A 12,749-nucleotide genomic window follows, 5' to 3' on the forward strand; every position below is an offset into this window, starting at 1 on the left:
GCGACGGTACGTCGCCCTACCGACAGCGGGCGAGCGACTTTCGCCGAGAGCGCAGCGCGGCGTGCGCAGGCCGGCGGAATCCGGACCGGAGGTCGGGGCCCGGGTCGCGCGGTGAGTCGTGCGGCGGAGTCAGTCCTGCTTGCGGCGCACGCCGAGCAGGATGTCGTCCCACGAGGGCACGCGGGCCCGGGCGGCCTTGTCGTCGTCGGACTCGTGGTTCTTGCTGACGTTGGTCAGCGAGGACAGCTGCGGGCGGGGCAGCGCCGCCTCGGGCCGGCCGGCGGGGTCGGTGATGCCCAGCGGCAGCGGCGGTTCGTCGTAGGTCAGCTCGGCGGCGGGCTCCGCCGGCACGAACGGCGGCACCTCGCGCGGGCTGTCGGCGGGTGCCTCCTGGTCGAAGACGTCCTCGTAGCGCGGCAGCGGCCCGGTGAGCGCGTCGGGCATCGGCGGGAAGGCGACGATCCCGGGGGCCAGCGGCGGGGCGGCCGCGAGCGCGGGGCGCTCCGGCTGCGGCGCGACGATCGGGCGGATGGGTCGGTCGCTGAGCAGGTCGGTCGCGGTGTCGTCGAGCGGCGTCACGCTGCGCGACGAGCGGTGGAACAGCCATTCCGCGCCGTGCCGCCCCTCGCCGCCGGCCCAGTCGGCCGAGACCACCCAGTCGCCGTCGTCGCGGCGGCGGGAGTCCCAGCTGACGTCGGTGGCGACGATGCCGTGCGCGCCGAAGCGGGCGTCGACCGTCTCGCCGAAGGGCGCGACCTCGGTGTCGCTGCCGGTGCGGCGCGCGCGGGCCCGGCGGGCCTCGTCGGTGATGCGCAGCCGCTCGTCCATGACCGGCGACGCGAACCGCATCACGCGCTCGACCGGAACGCCGAGCGAGTCGGCGAGCTCCTGCGGCGACTCCCCGGCCCGGACCCGCACCTGGATCTCGCGGGGCACGATCTGCACGTCGGCGGCCGGGGTCGGCGGCGGCGTCGTGGGTCGCGGCGCGGTGGCGGGGAGGGCCGCGGTCGGCCCGGACGCGGTCAGCGCCCGGTGGACCGCCGCGCGCAGCGGCTCGTCGACCACGAGGGCGAAGCGCTCGAGGCGGTCGGCGCTCTCGAGGACGAGGTCGCCGGTGTCGTCGGCGAGATGGACGAGACGCAGCTGGCGCATGGCAGCGACGATAGGTGCCGTCGCGGCCGATCCGGCGCAGCACACGCCGCGCCCGGGCCGTCCGCCGCTAGAGGTGCTCGACGACGTGGTCGATGCAGCCGGTGAGGGCCGCGACGTCGTCGGGCTCGACGGCCGGGAACATGCCGACGCGCAGCTGGTTGCGGCCCAGTGCCCGGTAGGGCTCGGTGTCGACGATGCCGTTGGCGCGCAGGACCGCCGCCACCCGCGCCGCGTCGACGGCGTCGTCGAAGTCGATCGTCCCGACGACGGGGCTGCGCAGCTGCGGGTCGCTCACGAACGGCCGGGCGAACGGCGACGCCTCGGCCCAGCCGTAGAGGCGGCGCGCGGACTCGGCGCTGCGGGCGGCGGCCCACGCGAGCCCGCCCTGCCCGAGCATCCACTCCAGTTGGTGGGCGAGCAGCCACAGCGTCGCGATCGCCGGCGTGTTGTAGGTCTGGTCCTGGCGCGCGTTCGTCGCCGCGATCGTGAGATCGAGCGACGGCGGCACCCAGCGTTCGGCGCGCAGCTGCGTGGCGCGCTCGAGCGCCGCGGGGGAGCAGGCCGCGAGCCAGAGCCCGCCCTCGCCCGCGAACACCTTCTGCGGCGCGAAGTAGTAGACGTCGGTCTCGGTGACGTCGACGGGGATCGCGCCGGCGCCGGAGGTCGCGTCGACGAGCATGAGCGCGCCGTCGGCCGTCCCGCCGATGCGGCGCACCGGCATGGTGACGCCCGTCGAGGTCTCGTTGTGCGGCCAGGCGTAGACGTCGGCGTCGCCGGCGGCGGCGAGCGCGGGGGCCGAGCCGAACTCCGCGCTGCGCACCTCGGGCTCGCCGAGGAACGGCGCGCCCCGCGTCACCGCGGCGAACTTGCCGGAGAACTCGCCGCAGACGAAGTGCGCGGCGTGCTCGCGGACGAGGCCGAAGGCCGCGACGTCCCAGAACGCGGTGGAGCCGCCGTTGCCGAGCACGACCTCGTACCCGTCGGGCAGCGACAGGAGGTCGGTGACGCCGGCGCGGACGCGGCGGACGAGGTCCTTGACGGGCTGGCGGCGGTGGCTGGTGCCGAGCAGGGTGCCGCCGGTGGCGCCGAGCGCGGCGACGGCGTCCGCCGGCACCTTCGACGGCCCCGACCCGAACCGGCCGTCGGCGGGCTTGAGGTCGTCGGGGATCACCAGCTGCGCGTCGGGCACGCACCGATCCTGCCATCGCGCCCCACACCGGTTCGGCCGCGGCTCAGCCCAGGACGCGTGTCAGGTGGTCGTTGCCGAAGACGCGGTCGGGATCCAGGCGATCGCGCACCGCGACGAAGTCGTCGAAGTGCTCGTAGGCGTCGCGCAGCGAGGCGGCGTCCCGGTCGTGCAGCTTGCCCCAGTGCGGCCGGCCGCCGACGTCGGCGGCGATCGCCTCGACGGCGCGGAAGTAGCGCTCGTGCTCGCGCCGGTGGAACTGGTGCACCGCGATGTACCCGCTGTCGCGGCCGTGGGCGGTCGAGAGCCAGATGTCGTCGGCGGCGGCGAAGCGGACCTCGACGGGGAAGCCGACCTGCTCGCCGCTACGGGCCAGCCACGCCTCGATCTCGGCCAGCACCTGCGGGACGGCCGCGCGCGGCACCGCGTACTCCATCTCGCGGAACCGGACCCGTCGGGTCGAGGCGAACACCCGGTACGAGCGGTCGATGTAGCCGCGTGCCGTCAGCGCCCGCGCGGCCACGCCGTTGGCGTGGGGGATGAGTCCGGGGCGTCGGGTCGTCAGCCGGTTCACGCCCTCGAAGACCGTGTTGGACAGGAAGTCGTCGTCGAGCCACGCGCGCCACCGCGGCACGGGACGCAGCTCCGTCTCGGCCAGCACCCGGTTGTTGCTCTTCGTCAGCACCCGGCGGGTGTGCGGGAACCAGTAGAACTCGAAGTGGTCGTTGCCCGCGACGAGGTCGTCGAGCTCGGCCAGCGTCTCGTCCAGTGACGCCGGGGCCTCGGTGGCGGCGAGCGCGAACGCGGGCTCGCACTGCAGGGTGACCGTCGCGATCACGCCGAGCGCGCCCAGGCCGACCCGCGCCGCGGCGAACACGTCGCCGTTCTCGCGGTCGTCGCAGTGCAGCAGCGACCCGTCGGCCAGCACGAGGTCGAGGCCGCGGACCTGGGTCGCCAGGCCACCGAGCTTGGCGCCGGTACCGTGCGTGCCGGTCGAGATCGCGCCCGCGATCGACTGCGCGTCGATGTCGCCGAGGTTGGTGAGCGACAGGCCGAGCTGCCACAGCGACTCGTTGAGCGCGTGCAGCCGGGTCCCGGCGTGGACGGTGACACGACCCGTGCCGCGGTCGGCGTGGACGACCCCGGCGAGCCGGTCGAGGCGCAGCTGCACGCCGTCCGTGGCGCCGATCGCGGTGAACGAGTGCCCGGCCCCGATCGGCTTGACCCGGCGCCCACGTCCCGCGGCATCGGCGACGACCTGCTGCAGCCGGGTGACGGTGGCAGGCTCGGCCACGGTCACCTCGGCCGACACGGTCCCGGCCCAGTTGGTCCACGTGCTGGTCACGGGCTCGATCCTCGCATCCCGCCACTAGGCTGCCGCCGTGACCGATCCGGACGTGCTGGCGGCGTTGACCACGGCCACGGCGGACCTCGACCCCCCGCTGGCCGCGCTCGACCTCGTCGCCCTGGACGCCAACGCCGACGACCTCGTGCGGCGGGCCGGTGGCACGCCCGTCCGGGTCGCCGCCAAGTCGGTGCGTTGCCGGTGGGTGCTCGACCGGGTGCAGGCGCGACCGGGCTTCGCCGGCGTCATGGCGTACTCGCTGGCCGAGGCGGTGTGGCTGGTGCGCGCGGGAGCTCGCGACGTGCTCGTCGGCTACCCCACCGCCGATCGGACGGCGCTGCGCGACCTGGCCGCCGACCCGGCGTCGCTCGAGGCGATCACGCTCATGGTCGACGGCCCGGAGCAGCTCGCGTTCGTCCGCGCCCACGCCGGGGACGCGCCGGTGCGGGTGTGCCTGGACGTCGACGCGTCGCTGCGGATCGGGCGGCTGCACCTCGGCGTCCGCCGCTCGCCGCTGCGCACCCCGACCGATGCCGCGATGCTCGCCGCCACCGCCGACGCGCAGGGCCTCCGGGTCGTCGGCGTGATGTTCTACGAGGCGCAGATCGCGGGGCTGCCCGACAGCTCGCCGGCGGTGCGGCTGGTCAAGCGCCGCTCCGCCGCGGAGCTCGCAGACCGTCGGGGAGCGGTGGTCGCCGCGGTCGAGCAGGCCGTCGGCGCGCTGGAGCTCGTGAACTCCGGCGGCACCGGCAGCCTCGAGGTCAGTTCGGCCGATCCGGTCGTGACCGAGGTGACCGCCGGCTCCGGGCTGTTCGCCCCGACGCTGTTCGACGCCTACCGCGCCTTCCGGCCGCGGCCGGCGCTGTACTTCGCCCTGCCGGTGGTGCGCCGCCCGGGGCCGGGGATCGCCACGCTGTTCGGCGGCGGCTACATCGCCTCCGGGCCCGCCGGGAAGACGCGGGTGCCGTCGCCGGCGACCCGCGGGCTGCGGCTGCTCGGGACGGAGGGGGCCGGCGAGGTGCAGACACCCGTGCGCGGACGTCCGGCGGGCTCGCTCGCGATCGGCGACCGCGTGTGGTTCCGGCACGCGAAGGCCGGCGAGCTCGCCGAGCGCTTCGCCGCGATCCACGTGGTCGAGGCCGGGGTCCGCGCCGCGACCGTCCCGACCTACCGCGGTGAGGGCATGACCTTCGGCTGACCCGCTTTTGGCGGCTGAGCGCAGCATGCTGCGTCCAGCCGCCAAAAGCGGTCAGTCAGGCGGCGGCCAGGACGGCCAGCACCTCGGTGATCGCCGCGCGGACGTCCGGGTCGGCGACGAGACCGTCCGGGCCGACGGCGTCGCTGCTCACCGGGATGTGGCGGCAGGCGTCCTCCACCACTCGGGCCTGGACGTAGCCCAGCACCGTGCGCAGCGTGTCGAGCGCGCCGTGCCCGCGCCGGGGGTCGGCGGCGACGTTGACCCACGCGACCGGCCGGTCGGTCAGCTCGGTGCCGCCGACGGTCCAGTCGAGCAGGTTCTTCATCGACCCGGGCAGCGTCCCCGCGTACTCGGGCGTGCAGAACAGCACCGCGTGGGCGGCCGCGATGCCCGAGCGCAGGGCGACGACGCTCGGCGGCAGCGGGTCGCGATCGTCCTCGGGATTGAAGTGCGGCAGCGCGGTGAGGCCGTGCCGGAAGGTCGCGACCCCCGGCGGTGCGCACAGCTTGGCCGTGCGCACCAGCGCGGTGTTGGTGGACGCGGCGCGGGTGCTGCCCGAGACGAGCAGCACCCGCCGTGGCTCGCTCACCGGTTAGTCGTGCGCGATGTCGGCCCAGCCCTCGACGTCCTCGGGCTTGCGCGGCTCGGGGCCGATGTAGCGGGCGGACGGTCGGACCAGCCGGCCCGTCTTCTTCTGCTCCATGATGTGCGCCGACCAGCCGGCCGTCCGCGCACAGGTGAACATCGCCGGCATCATGTGCGGCGGCACCTCGGCGAAGTCGAGGATGACCGCCGCCCAGAACTCGACGTTGGTCTCGATCGGACGGTCCGGACGGCGCTCGCGGAGCTCGGCCAGCGCGGCCTGCTCGAGCGCGGCCGCGGCCTCGTACCGCTTGGCGCCGAGCTCCTTGCAGGTGCGGCGCAGCACGCGGGCGCGCGGGTCCTCGGCGCGGTAGACGCGGTGGCCGAAGCCCATCAGCCGTTCGTGGCGGTCGAGGATGCCCTGCACGAACTTGCGGGCGTCGCCGTTCTTCTCGACCGCCTCGATCATGGGCAGGACGCGGGCCGGGGCGCCGCCGTGCAGTGGGCCGGACATCGCGCCGATCGCGCCGGACATCGCGGCCGCGACGTCGGCACCGGTCGAGGCGATGACGCGGGCGGTGAAGGTGGAGGCGTTCATGCCGTGCTCGGCCGCCGAGACGAAGTAGGCGTCGACCGCCTTGACGTGCGCGGGGTCGGGCTCGCCGCGCCAGCGGGTCATGAAGCGCTCGATGATGGTCTCGCACTGGTCGATGCGCGACTGCGGGACGGCCGGGTTCGACAGCCCGCGGGCCGACTGCGCCGCGTAGGACAGCGCCATGACGGCGGCACGCGCGAGCTGCTCGCGGGCCTCTTCGTCGCTGATGTCGAGCAGCGGACGATAACCCCAGACCGGCGCGAGCATCGCGAGCGCGGCCTGGACGTCGACGCGGACGTCGCCGGTGTGGACCGGGATGGGGAACGGCTCGGCCGGCGGCAGCCCGGGGCCGAACTTGCCGTCCACGAGCAGGGCCCAGACGTTGCCGAAGGTGACGTGACTCGCGAGGTCCTCGATGTCGACGCCGCGGTAGCGCAGCGCGCCACCGTCCTTGTCCGGCTCGGCGATCTCGGTCTCGAAGGCGATGACGCCCTCGAGGCCCGGGCTGTAGTCGTCTGCCATAGACGTGCTCCGTTCAGGTTCGTCGGAACTGCGGGGACGTCGCGTTCGACGTCGTGGTGCGCCGCGGGTACAGGCGTGCGACGCACCGTAGGCGCAACGCGGGTCTCGCGTGCAGGCCCCATTCTGCTCACATGCCGGATCGGTGTCGCCGTGCAGGTGCGAGGATGGACGGCGATGACCGATCCCGCCGCCCTGCGCCAGAGTTACGCGAAGGGGCGCCTGGACGAGACCGAGGTCGCCGACACCTGGCTGGGCCAGCTGCAGGGCTGGTTCGCCGAGGCCGTGGCCGACCCGGCGATCGTCGAGGCCAACGCCGTCCAGCTCGCCACCGCCGACGCCACCGGGCGTCCCGACGTCCGCACCGTGCTCGCCAAGGCGATCGACGAGCGCGGCGTCGTCTTCTACACCAATCACGACTCGGCCAAGGGCCGTGACCTCGCGACGAACCCGCGGGCCGCGCTGGTGTTCGCGTGGCTCGCGCAGGAGCGGCAGGTGCGCCTCGCCGGCGCCGTCGAGCAGGTGACCCGCGCCGAGACCGACGCCTACTTCGCGACCCGCCCGCGCGAGTCGCAGTTGGGGGCGTGGGCGTCGCCGCAGTCGCAGGTCGTCACCTCGCGGGCCGCGCTGGAGGCCGCCGAGGCCGACGCGGCCCGCCGCTTCGCCGACGCCCCGGTCCCGGCGCCGCCCCACTGGGGCGGCTTCCTGCTCGTCCCCGACAGCGTCGAGTTCTGGCAGGGCCGGCGGGGCCGGCTGCACGACCGCGTCCGCTATCGGCGTGCCGGCGACGAGTGGGCCGTCGAGCGGCTCGCCCCGTGAGCGACACGTCCGAGCAGGTCGACCCGCCCGACGCCCCGGCCGAGGACGTCCCGCAGCCGGAGGCCGCGACCGAGCAGGCCCGCACGCTGCGGGCACTGCTGCGCCGGCAGGCCGTCGACACCCGTCCGCTCGCCATCCCCGCCTACCGCCGGCTGCTCGTCGGGCAGGGGACGTCGTTCATCGGCTCGATGCTGACGCAGGTCGCCGTGCCGGTGCAGGTGTACGCCGTCTCGCACTCCTCCTTCTACGTCGGCCTCGTCGGGCTCGCGGGGCTCGTCCCGATCGTCGTGTTCGGCCTCTACGGCGGCGCGATCGCCGACGCGGTCGATCGCCGCACGCTCTACCTCTGGTCGTCGGTGCTGTCGTGGGTCGTCACCCTCGCCCTGCTCACGCAGACGCTCGCGGGGCTCGACAACGTCGGCGTCATCCTCGCGCTGGTGGCGGTGCAGTCCGGGGCGTTCGCGGTGGCCTCGTCGGCCCGCGGCGCGATCATCCCGCGGCTCGTCCCGACCGACCTCGTCGCCTCGGCCAACACGCTCAACTTCACCGTCGGCAACGTGGGGCAGGTGGTGGGCCCGCTGCTCGCCGGCGTGCTGGTGACGCTGCCGAGCGGGTTCGCCGTCGCCTACGGCGTCGACGCCGTGCTGTTCACCGCGGCGCTGTACTCGGTGCTCCGGCTGCCGTCCATCCGCCCGGACGGGACCGGGCAACGGCTGGGCCTGCGCTCGGTGGCCGAGGGGCTCGCGTTCATCGCGACCCGGCCGGTGCTGCTGATGTCGTTCTTCGTCGACATCGTGGCGATGGTGCTGGCGATGCCCCGCGCGCTCTTCCCGGAGGTCGCCGACGACCGCTTCGGCGGCAACGTGGGGCCGCTCTACGCCGCGATCGCGATCGGCGCCGTCATCGCCGGCCTGGGCAGCGGGTGGATCGGCCGGGTCCGCCGGCAGGGCGTCGCGCTGACCTTCGCCATCGTCGGCTGGGGGACGGCGGTGGCGCTGTCGGGGCTGGCCCACCACCTGTGGCTGGCCGTGGCGCTGCTCGCCGTCGCCGGCGCCGCCGATCTCGTCAGCGCCGTCTACCGGCAGACGATCCTGCAGACCTACGCCCCGGACGAGATGCGCGGGCGCATGCAGGGCGTCTTCATCGCCGTCGTCGCGGGCGGCCCGCGGCTCGGTGACCTCCGCGCGGGCGGGACCGCGGCCGCGACGTCACCGATGTTCTCGTGGGTGGGCGGCGGTCTCGCGTGCGTCGCCGTGGTCGCGGTGGCCGGCGTGGCCGTCCGCTCGTTCTGGCATTACGACGCGCAGGCCCCCCTCTCCTGACCGTCTTCCTCGGCGAGTTGGTTGATCAACAGGCCTGTTGATCAACCAACTCGCCGAGGAAGCGGGGGCGGGGTGTGCGCGTCAGGCGTTGGGGGCGACCTGCGTGCCCGCGCCGCGCTGCCGCGACACCGGTCGGGACGAGGCCGCCGTCGGGTCGGCGCCGAGCACCTCGAAGCCGGCGTCGGCGATCATCTCGAGGTCGGCGGCGGCGGCCTGGCCCTCGCTCGTGAGGTAGTCGCCGAGGAACAGCGAGTTGGCGAGGTGCAGCGCGAGCGCCTGCTGCGAGCGCAGGTGCATCTCCCGCCCACCGGCCATGCGTACCTCGCTCGCCGGCGCAGCCAGCCGCACCATCGCGAGGATGCGCAGGCAGCGCGCCGGGGTGAGCGTCCATTCCTGCGACAGCGGCGTGCCCTCGAACGGCATCAGGAAGTTGACCGGGATCGAGTCGCTCGACAGCTCGCGCAGGGCGAAGACGGCGTCGACGACCTCGTCGTCGGTCTCGCCCATGCCCACGATGAGCCCGGAGCAGGGCGAGAGGCCGGCCTGCTTGGCGTGCTCGACGGTCCGGACGCGGTCGGCGTACTCGTGCGTCGTGCAGATGTCGCCGTAGCGGGACTCGCTGGTGTTGATGTTGTGGTTGTAGGCGTCGACCCCGGCGGCCTTGAGCTGCTCGGCCTGCCCGTCGGACAGGATGCCCAGGCACGCGCAGACCTCGGCCTGCGGGTGCTGCTCCTTGAGCTCGGAGACCATCGCCCCGACGCGGTCGATGTCGCGCTGGTGCGGGCCGCGGCCGCTGGCCACCAGGCAGACCCGCGACGCCCCGCCGTCGAGGCCGAGCTTCGCCTGCCGGATCGCCTCGTCCTGCGCGAGCCAGGTGTACTTGAGGACCTCGGCCTCGGAGCCGCGCCGCTGCGAGCAGTAGAAGCAGTCCTCGGGGCACAGCCCGGACTTGAGGTTGACCAGGTAGTTGACCTTGACCGTGTTGCCGAAGTGCTTGCGCCGCACCCGGCCGGCGGCGGCGACGAGATCGAGCAGGTCGTCGTCGGAGGACCGCAGGACGTCCAGGGCCTCGTCCCTGGTCAGCGAGTCCCCGGCGAGGATGCGTTCGGCGAGGTCGGCGTACTGGCTCGGCATGGCCTGGAGCCTATCGACCGCAGGTGTGGCGGCGCGGTGGTGGGACTAGCGTCACCGGCATGGCCCTCACCGGCACGCAGTGGACGATCTCGGCCGGCGACCACGTCGCCACGGTGGTCGAGGTCGGTGCCGGCCTGCGCGGGTACACGGTCGGCGGCACCGCGGTCACGTGCGGCTACGGCGAGGACGAGCTGCCGCCTAAAGGCTGCGGCATCACGCTCGTCCCCTGGCCGAACCGGATCGCCGGCGGCCGCTACACCTTCGACGGTGCCGCCCAACAGCTCGGGCTCACCGAGCCCGACGCCGGCAACGCGATCCACGGGCTCGGTCGGTGGGAGCGATGGACGCCGGTGCGTCAGGACGCCGGCGTGCTCACGCTCGGCCTCGACGTCGTGCCGCAGAAGGGCTACCCGTTCCAGATCCACGCCGAGGTCACCTACGCCGTCCACGCCGAGCACGGGCTGACGGTCACGCTCGCGGCCCGCAACGTCGGGCGCGGCCGGGCCCCCTTCGGTGCCGGATCGCACCCCTACCTCGCCACCCGCGGCCACGAGCTGGCCGACGTCACGCTGACGCTGCCGGCGACCGAGGTGCTCGTCGTCGACGAGCACCAGATCCCGGTCGGCTCGCGCCCGCTGTCGGAGGACGACGACTACCGCGCCGGCCGCGTCCTCGGCCGGCACCGCTTCGACGACGGCTTCACCGGTCTGCAGCCGGTCGACGGCCGCGGCACCGCCGAGGTGCGGACGCCGTCGGGTGGCGCGCGGTTGTGGTTCGACGAGACGTTCGGCTTCCTGCAGGTCTACACGCTCGCCGACCTCACCCCGGGGCAGCACGGCGTGGCCGTCGAGCCGATGACCTGCGCGCCGAACGCCTTCAACTCCGGCGCCGGGTTGCTCGTCCTCGAACCGGGCGACGAGTGGACGGGCAGCTGGGGCATCCAGCCGCTGTGACGCCTCAGGCGCGGGCGGTGATCCGCTCCTGCTCGGCACGGCGGTCGAGGACCGCCGCGTCGGCGTTGCGCACGACGACGACGGACCCGCCGATCGCGAGCGGCACCAGCACGGTGTGCAGCCAGGTCTCGGCGTCCGTCGCGTCGCCGGCGGTGACGAGCAGCCGGCCGCCGTCGGCCAGACCGAGCTCGGCGGCGCGGGCGCCGGCGCGGGTCATCGCCGCGGCACGGGTCTCGTCGGCCGTGTACGGGTCGTCACCGGTGGCCGGGAGCAGGATGCCGGCCCACGCGTCGCCCTGCGGCCGGACGGCGGCCACGTAGTCGGTGCCGCCGCCGGGGACGTCGTCGCGGAAGCCGAAGGCGGCGCGGTCGGGGTCGACGACGTAGCGGTCGAGGGCGTCGGTCGTGGCCAGCGTGGCCGGTGTCGCGAAGGCGACGTCGGCGCTGCCGGAGTCGCGCACCGTCAGCCCGGCGGCGAGGCAGCCGAGCACGACGGGCACCGCGATCCAGTGCGCGGGCAGCGCGACGACCGCGGTGTCGCCGACGCCGAGCCCCAGCTCGTCGCCGAGCAGGTTGCGGGTCTTGGCGACCCAGTTCGCGAGCGACTTGCGCGACAGCTCCGAGCGCTCGCCGCTCGCCTCGTCGTAGTAGGTCACGAAGGGGCGGGACGCGTCCTCGCCGACGAGCGTGGCGAACCGGCCCTCCGGCGTGCTCAGTTGATGCACTTGGAGTCGATGGCGGTGCTCGAGGACGCCGACGGGCTCTTCGAGGCCGAGGAGGCGGTCGACGACGTCGAGCGCGACGTCGTCGACGAGGCCGACTTCTTGCTCGACTCGTCGGTCTTGCCGATCACCTTGGCCACGAAGCGCTTGACCTTCTTCGGGCTCGCGGTGCCGTCGTCGGCCACCGGGATCGTCTTGCCGACGATGTTGTTGGCGGTGAGGTTCTCGAGCTGGCGGGCGAGGTCGAGCAGATCGAGGTCGTTGTCGAAGTACACCGAACGCTTCAGCGCGTCGCCGATCTGGCGCAGCTTGAACAGGATGCCGACGGACGCGACCTGCCGGAACGCCGAGGTGAGGAAGTACTGCTGGCGCTTCACGCGGTCGAAGTCGCCGCGCGGCAGGCCGTGGCGCTGCCGCACGAACTCCAGCGCCGTCTTGCCCTCGATGACGTGCTTGCCCTTGGACAGGTGCAGCCCCGACCCGCCGTCCTCGCCGCGCGCGACGTTGGTCTTGTGGCGGTCGTCGACGTCGTTGCACAGGTTGATGGGCACGCCGCCGATGGCGGTGCTGAGGCGGTAGAAGCCGAGGAGGTCGATCTGCACGTAGTGGTCGATGCTCAGCCCGGTGAACTTGGTGACGGTCTTGAGCAGCAGGTTGGCGCCGGCCTTGCGGGCCTCGGCCACCGAGGCGCCCTTGCCACGCGCCTCGCTGTAGGCGAGTGCGTAGGGCGCGTTGAGCTTGTTCGTGCCGTACCCGTCGGGCACGTCGACCATGGTGTCGCGCGGCAGCGAGATCAGCGTCGCGCGCGAACCGTCGGCGGGCACGTGGACGATCATCATCGTGTCGGTGGCCAGGCTGCCGCCGTCGCGACCGACGTGCAGCTCCTTGACCTCCTTGTCGCTCATGTTGGAGCGATCGTCGTTGCCGACGACGAAGATGTTCTGGTCCTGGCCGTCGATGTCGGGCTCGTCGGCCGTCCTGGCCTTGGCGCCGACGCTGACGTCGAGGCGGGAGACGTTGTTGTCGAGGTCGCGGTACTGATACCAGGTGTATCCGGCGACCAGCAGCAGCCCGATCGAGACGATGGAGCCGACGACGCGGCCGATGGGACGCACGGCGTGCAGGCCGCTCGGCCGGCCACCGCGATGCCGACCACGGGGATCGAGATGCGGCGGGAGTTCCTGGGACGACACCGGGACACCGTACAGATGCAGTCCGTGTGA

12 protein-coding genes are annotated in these 12,749 nt (G+C 73.9%); 4 read left to right on the forward strand and 8 right to left on the reverse strand.

Annotated features, from left to right (window positions below):
• Positions 1-129 precede the first annotated feature (129 nt).
• The 3 genes from sepH to BUE29_RS17650 all read right to left on the reverse strand — a co-directional run bounded on the left by sepH (position 130) and on the right by BUE29_RS17650 (position 3,683).
• Entirely contained in the window at positions 130-1,152 is a 1,023-nt protein-coding gene (gene sepH, locus BUE29_RS17640) for a septation protein SepH (protein ID WP_073391747.1), read from the reverse strand.
• A gap of 67 nt (positions 1,153-1,219) precedes the next feature.
• A complete protein-coding gene (gene serC / locus BUE29_RS17645; RefSeq protein WP_073391748.1) occupies positions 1,220-2,341 on the reverse strand; it encodes a phosphoserine transaminase in 1,122 nt (373 codons plus the stop codon).
• A 43-nt stretch (positions 2,342-2,384) separates the two neighbouring features.
• The gene (locus tag BUE29_RS17650) at positions 2,385-3,683 is read right to left on the reverse strand and encodes a D-arabinono-1,4-lactone oxidase (protein WP_073391749.1); all 1,299 of its coding nucleotides are present in this window, start codon (positions 3,681-3,683) and stop codon (positions 2,385-2,387) included.
• A 37-nt stretch (positions 3,684-3,720) separates the two neighbouring features.
• On the opposite strand from BUE29_RS17650, the gene BUE29_RS17655 reads away from it, so the two are divergent.
• A complete protein-coding gene (locus BUE29_RS17655) occupies positions 3,721-4,881 on the forward strand; it encodes an alanine racemase (RefSeq protein WP_073391750.1) in 1,161 nt (386 codons plus the stop codon).
• Positions 4,882-4,936: 55 nt separating this feature from the next.
• Here the strand turns inward: BUE29_RS17655 and BUE29_RS17660 are convergent, their stop codons facing one another.
• On the reverse strand, positions 4,937-5,470 hold the full coding sequence (locus tag BUE29_RS17660) for an NADPH-dependent FMN reductase (protein ID WP_073391751.1): 534 nt from the start codon (positions 5,468-5,470) through the stop codon (positions 4,937-4,939).
• 3 nt (positions 5,471-5,473) lie between these two features.
• Entirely contained in the window at positions 5,474-6,580 is a 1,107-nt protein-coding gene (locus tag BUE29_RS17665) for a citrate synthase 2 (protein WP_073391752.1), read from the reverse strand.
• Between the two features lie 174 nt (positions 6,581-6,754).
• Between BUE29_RS17665 and pdxH the strand changes: the two genes are divergently transcribed.
• Together pdxH and BUE29_RS17675 are read left to right on the forward strand one after the other, a co-directional pair.
• Complete coding sequence (gene pdxH, locus BUE29_RS17670; RefSeq protein ID WP_073391753.1) at positions 6,755-7,396, forward strand: pyridoxamine 5'-phosphate oxidase; 642 nt, start codon at positions 6,755-6,757, stop codon at positions 7,394-7,396.
• The gene (locus BUE29_RS17675) at positions 7,393-8,718 is read left to right on the forward strand and encodes an MFS transporter (protein ID WP_234971507.1); all 1,326 of its coding nucleotides are present in this window, start codon (positions 7,393-7,395) and stop codon (positions 8,716-8,718) included. Before pdxH ends, BUE29_RS17675 begins: the two co-directional genes overlap by 4 nt.
• An 81-nt stretch (positions 8,719-8,799) precedes the next feature.
• Here the strand turns inward: BUE29_RS17675 and bioB are convergent, their stop codons facing one another.
• Positions 8,800-9,852 (reverse strand): biotin synthase BioB, encoded by a 1,053-nt coding sequence (gene bioB / locus BUE29_RS17680; protein ID WP_073391754.1) that lies wholly within the window; start codon positions 9,850-9,852, stop codon positions 8,800-8,802.
• Between the two features lie 59 nt (positions 9,853-9,911).
• On the opposite strand from bioB, the gene BUE29_RS17685 reads away from it, so the two are divergent.
• Positions 9,912-10,805, forward strand: a complete 894-nt coding sequence (locus BUE29_RS17685) for an aldose 1-epimerase family protein (protein WP_073391755.1) — start codon at positions 9,912-9,914, stop codon at positions 10,803-10,805.
• Between the two features lie 4 nt (positions 10,806-10,809).
• On the opposite strand, the gene BUE29_RS17690 is transcribed toward BUE29_RS17685, so the two are convergent.
• Both BUE29_RS17690 and BUE29_RS17695 read right to left on the reverse strand, forming a co-directional pair.
• Positions 10,810-11,529: a TIGR03089 family protein gene (locus BUE29_RS17690; RefSeq protein ID WP_084181349.1), complete on the reverse strand. Its 720-nt coding sequence runs from the start codon at positions 11,527-11,529 to the stop codon at positions 10,810-10,812.
• Positions 11,517-12,719 (reverse strand): LCP family protein, encoded by a 1,203-nt coding sequence (locus BUE29_RS17695; RefSeq protein ID WP_143168234.1) that lies wholly within the window; start codon positions 12,717-12,719, stop codon positions 11,517-11,519. Before BUE29_RS17695 ends, BUE29_RS17690 begins: the two co-directional genes overlap by 13 nt.
• Positions 12,720-12,749 lie beyond the last annotated feature (30 nt).

It is taken from the genome of Jatrophihabitans endophyticus, assembly GCF_900129455.1.
GTDB lineage: Bacteria > Actinomycetota > Actinomycetes > Mycobacteriales > Jatrophihabitantaceae > Jatrophihabitans > Jatrophihabitans endophyticus.

What these genes read in the sequence shown, in the direction of transcription:
- sepH (WP_073391747.1), bottom strand. Translation starts at nt 1,152, where the DNA reads ATGCGCCAGCTGCGTCTCGTCCATCTCGCCGACGACACCGGCGACCTC.
- BUE29_RS17665 (WP_073391752.1), bottom strand. Translation starts at nt 6,580, where the DNA reads ATGGCAGACGACTACAGCCCGGGCCTCGAGGGCGTCATCGCCTTCGAG.
- pdxH (WP_073391753.1), top strand. Translation starts at nt 6,755, where the DNA reads ATGACCGATCCCGCCGCCCTGCGCCAGAGTTACGCGAAGGGGCGCCTG.
- bioB (WP_073391754.1), bottom strand. Translation starts at nt 9,852, where the DNA reads ATGCCGAGCCAGTACGCCGACCTCGCCGAACGCATCCTCGCCGGGGAC.
- BUE29_RS17685 (WP_073391755.1), top strand. Translation starts at nt 9,912, where the DNA reads ATGGCCCTCACCGGCACGCAGTGGACGATCTCGGCCGGCGACCACGTC.